Source organism: Haladaptatus sp. (genome assembly GCF_049589095.1).
In the GTDB taxonomy this organism is placed as follows: domain Archaea; phylum Halobacteriota; class Halobacteria; order Halobacteriales; family Haladaptataceae; genus Haladaptatus.
In genome coordinates this window covers 1-3,880 of the sequence record NZ_JBAWAC010000276.1, presented here as the reverse complement: position 1 = coordinate 3,880, position 3,880 = coordinate 1, and the positions used below count along the sequence as shown (strand labels likewise).

The 3,880-nt window shown below is 59.9% G+C and carries 5 protein-coding genes and 1 pseudogene; 5 read left to right on the top strand and 1 reads right to left on the bottom strand.

What is annotated here, in order from left to right:
- From WBV42_RS09035 to WBV42_RS09015, 5 genes and pseudogenes are all read left to right on the top strand, one after another.
- Nucleotides 1-177, top strand: a pseudogene (locus tag WBV42_RS09035) (thymidine kinase); the annotation flags it as partial.
- An 85-nt stretch (nucleotides 178-262) separates the two neighbouring features.
- A complete protein-coding gene (locus tag WBV42_RS09030; RefSeq protein WP_423985729.1) occupies nucleotides 263-526 on the top strand; it encodes a hypothetical protein in 264 nt (87 codons plus the stop codon).
- 152 nt (nucleotides 527-678) lie between these two features.
- Nucleotides 679-927 (top strand): hypothetical protein, encoded by a 249-nt coding sequence (locus WBV42_RS09025; protein WP_423985728.1) that lies wholly within the window; start codon nucleotides 679-681, stop codon nucleotides 925-927.
- Nucleotides 928-1,047: 120 nt separating this feature from the next.
- Complete coding sequence (locus WBV42_RS09020) at nucleotides 1,048-1,221, top strand: zinc-ribbon domain-containing protein (protein ID WP_223301786.1); 174 nt, start codon at nucleotides 1,048-1,050, stop codon at nucleotides 1,219-1,221.
- Nucleotides 1,222-1,303: 82 nt separating this feature from the next.
- On the top strand, nucleotides 1,304-3,370 hold the full coding sequence (locus tag WBV42_RS09015) for a DHH family phosphoesterase (protein ID WP_423985727.1): 2,067 nt from the start codon (nucleotides 1,304-1,306) through the stop codon (nucleotides 3,368-3,370).
- A gap of 105 nt (nucleotides 3,371-3,475) precedes the next feature.
- Here WBV42_RS09015 and WBV42_RS09010 read toward each other — a convergent pair whose 3' ends face one another.
- Nucleotides 3,476-3,826, bottom strand: coding sequence for a hypothetical protein (locus WBV42_RS09010; protein WP_423985726.1), 351 nt, complete (start codon nucleotides 3,824-3,826; stop codon nucleotides 3,476-3,478).
- Between the last annotated feature and the right edge of the window lie 54 nt (nucleotides 3,827-3,880).

The following is a 3,880-nucleotide window of genomic DNA, read 5'->3' as shown; positions in this document are numbered from 1 at the left end:
GATGAGTACGTCGAAAAGCTCCAAGCCATCTGTGCGCAGTGCGGCGAACCCGCGACGCGAAACCAGCGGCTCATCGACGGCGAACCCGCACACATGGACGATCCAACGATGTTGGTGGGCGCACAGGAGTCCTACGAAGCCCGGTGTCGAAACTGCCACATCCTACGGCGCGAGTAGCGGAGTCGTGACGGCGACGACGGCGACGATCGAACCGGCGCACGTCGTTCCGTGGTAACTAAAGGTGTGAGCGCGTATCGGGAGTATGCTCAACCTACGGCTGGACGATTTCATGGTCGAACTCAAAGACGGCTCCTTGAAGAACGTCGGACCCGCGAACAAAACGGCGTCGGCGAAACTGTTTAACGTGGAATCCGCCGAAGCGCGTGCGTTCGGGGACAAACGCGTCAAACTCGTGTTCGAGGACGAGGACGGCAACGAAGTACAAGTCGCGCTGTTCCCCGACGCCGCGAAGAAGATCGTTGACGACATCGAAACGCTCGAAGACGACAGTCCCGTCTTCGAGTAGCGACCGAACGGGGACCCTTCCGATCTCCATTCCATCCCATCCGACTGTCTGCTTCACCCTATTCCATCGTCCGTTTCGCCCTGTTTTTCCTCCCCGATCCGTTAAGGAATCAATAATAATATCGTGTCATGGTGTACCATTGTTCGGAGACCATGTCAACCATCATCGCCCCGGACGAGCTGGGTGATTCATCGGACGACGGCGAGCGACGTTCATCGTTCCCGTACTCCGTCGTCACCTCGTTTCGGTTCATCGGTTTTTGGGGAGCAGTTGTACTCCCGTTTCTCTACATTCCGCTGTTCATCAGCGGTCTCGACACCGCTGGACAACAGCAAACGTTCCTCCTATTGCTGGTACTGAACGTCGTCGCGCTCGTCTTTGGCCACCGGTATCGAGCGTGAACTGAACGTATCGCGCGTGAATGTAACGAGTCTATAATCCGATCGTTTCGTGGTTTCGCTCCTCGTGCCGATTTCGTTAACGAGGGTATAACTATGGGCTCGACCGCTGAAAGGAAGCGTATGTCTCAGTCAGTTACGAGCAGTATGAACATCGGGTGTCCCCACTGTGGGTCCGCATCGACTGTCGATATCGCACCCGACGGACAGGGTCAAGCGGAATCCGACGACCAGTTGAAGGGGACGCTCGTCCGATGCCAATCCTGTGGCGACGATTTTTCGTTCTACTATTACTGAGTTGACGTTCGCGTGGTCGGCTCAGAACCGCGCCGGGAATTCGACAATCGTTTTAGGCCTGGACTATTCTTTGCCAGTATAAATGGGTAACTGCGTCATTTGCGGGACGCCTGCTGACGGCCCGATTTGTTCGAGCCACGAGCAGGACGTTCTCTTTGAATTCAACGGAAACAGCCCGGAGCAGCTCGCTACTGGACGATTTTACAAAGGTACCGTCGACGGTTTCGCCGACTTCGGCGTCTTCATCGACATCGGTGACCGCGTCACTGGCCTGCTTCACAAGAGCGAGTTGGACCAGCGGCTCGAAAGCCTCAACTGGGACCAAGGCGACACAGTCTTCGTCGAGGTCATCGGTGTGCGCGACAACGGCAACGTCGATCTCAGCTCGTCGATTCGCCAATCGGAACGCGAGTTCCGCGGCAAGCTGATTCAGGACGGTACCGACGTGCACCTCCCCAGTGAATCGAACGACGAAACCACGTCGGACGAATCGGAATCGAATTCCGAATCCGCATCCGAACACGAATCCGCATCCGCGTCCGAACACGAATCTGCATCCGAATCGGAACAGCCGGCGACGACCGACGGTTCCGGGAACGCGGTCGGAGGCGCTACCGTCTCCTCCCAAACCGAACAGCCTGAACGCGTCCAGATCGAAACGCTGGGCGACCGAGTCGGCGACAGCGTTCGAATCGAGGGCGAAATCGTGAGCGCGAGCCAGACGAGCGGCCCGACGGTGTTCGAACTCCGCGACGAAACCGCCGTCGTGGACTGCGCCGCGTTCAAGGAAGCAGGCGTTCGTGCCTACCCCGAAGTCGATACCGGCGACATCGCCCGATTGGTCGGCGAGGTCGAACTCCGTAACAACGAACTCCAAGTCGAGACCGAACACCTCGAAGCCCTCACCGAAGAGGAGGAGGCGACCGTCGAGGACCGACTGGCACAGGCGCTCGAAGACGAGGCCCGTCCCGAAGACGTCGAACCGCTCGCCGACGACTCTGCCGTCGAAGCCATTCACGGGGACGTCCGCGACGCCGCCGGTGCAATCCGCCGCGCGGTCATCGAATCCCGCCCCGTTATCGTCCGACACAACGCGAGCGCGGAGGGCTACGTGGCCGGAGCGGCCATCGAACGCGCCGTCCTCCCGCTCGTGCGTGACGAACACGCACGAAGCGACGCCCAGTATCACTACTTCGACCGCCGACCGCTCGAAGACGGTTTCTACGACATGCAGGACGCGACGAAGGACGCGACCATGATGCTCGACAACCGCGAGCGCCACGACGAGAAACTGCCCCTCTTCGTCCTCATCGATGCCGGAAGCACCGTCGAATCGAGCGACGGACTCTCGCTCCTCGACATCTACGGTGCGCCTCACGTCGTCATCGACACGCACTACCCGGACGACGAAGTCGCCCAAACCGCCGACGTCGTCGTCAACCCGTTCCTCGGCGACTCGGGCGACGACGTGACCGCGGGTGTCCTCGGTGCGAACGTCGCGGCCCACGTCAACGACGACGTGCGCGACGACGTTTCCCACCTCCCCGCAGTCAGCTACTGGGAGGATACCCCGTCCGAATATACCGAGCTCGCGACGGATGCGGGCTACGACGAAGACCACGTTACGGCCCTGCGCGAGGCAGTCGCGCTGGAAGCCTACTACCAGTCCTACGAGGACAAGCGCGAACTCATCACCGACCTGCTGTTCGAGCACGCGAAGCGCGACCTCGCCGAGCACGTCAGTGAGCAGTTCCGTACGAAGCTCGAAAACGAACTCGACACCGCCGAGCCGAACCTCACGGTTCGCGGCGCGAACGGCGTCACTTTCACCGTCCTCGACACCGAGGCGTACACCCACCGCTTCGACTTCCCATCGACGGCCGTGCTCCTCGACGCGCTCCACCGCCGCGACATGACGGGACAACCCGGTGACCAGAACGTCACCCTCGGTCTCGCCGACGACGAGGTTCACATCCGAAGCGACGGCGAGATCAACGTCCGCGAGATCGCTGACTCCGTCGAGGACCGCGCACCGGAAGCCGGAATCGTCCCCGTCGGCACGCGCGACGGCAAGTTCGAATTCCTCCGCGGCGAGCGCGACGAAGCGCTCGACGCCGTCATCGAAGCCGTCAGCGCGAAGCTGAACTGAACGCGACGCTGATCGGAGCTTCTCGGTTTTCTTCTCTTTGAACGATTTTTCCGGCGATACGTCGGATTTCGGTGAGAACGAGCGTCCGGATGAGCGGGTGGTCCCTCACTTTGTAAGCGGATTCTTGTCCCGGTAGGTGAGTATCACGCCGACTGCCAGCAACCCGAGGACCACGTAATTGTCACCGATGTCAATACCGAGATAGGTTAGGAGGATTCCGTATATACCACCGACCCAGAGAGCCAGCGCGGAGGCGACTGCAGGAACCGACTGCTCATCGAGTACCTGGTGAGCGCCATAGACGATTACGGCGGCCATGAGAAAATACGCGAGCGTCGCGGATACGTCCCTGCCCGAGACGGCAGAATAGATGGCGAGTATGATCATACCCATCAGGAGACCGAGAGTTGTCAGCCGACTCAGGCTCTGCATACCGGACTCGTTCTCTTCAACCATGTTTCAACTCTCCTTCGTTTGTCACAAATAACTACTGATTGGGCTGTTCTCCCT

What these genes read in the sequence shown, in the direction of transcription:
- WBV42_RS09030 (WP_423985729.1), top strand. Translation starts at nt 263, where the DNA reads ATGCTCAACCTACGGCTGGACGATTTCATGGTCGAACTCAAAGACGGC.
- WBV42_RS09025 (WP_423985728.1), top strand. Translation starts at nt 679, where the DNA reads ATGTCAACCATCATCGCCCCGGACGAGCTGGGTGATTCATCGGACGAC.
- WBV42_RS09020 (WP_223301786.1), top strand. Translation starts at nt 1,048, where the DNA reads ATGTCTCAGTCAGTTACGAGCAGTATGAACATCGGGTGTCCCCACTGT.
- WBV42_RS09015 (WP_423985727.1), top strand. Translation starts at nt 1,304, where the DNA reads ATGGGTAACTGCGTCATTTGCGGGACGCCTGCTGACGGCCCGATTTGT.
- WBV42_RS09010 (WP_423985726.1), bottom strand. Translation starts at nt 3,826, where the DNA reads ATGGTTGAAGAGAACGAGTCCGGTATGCAGAGCCTGAGTCGGCTGACA.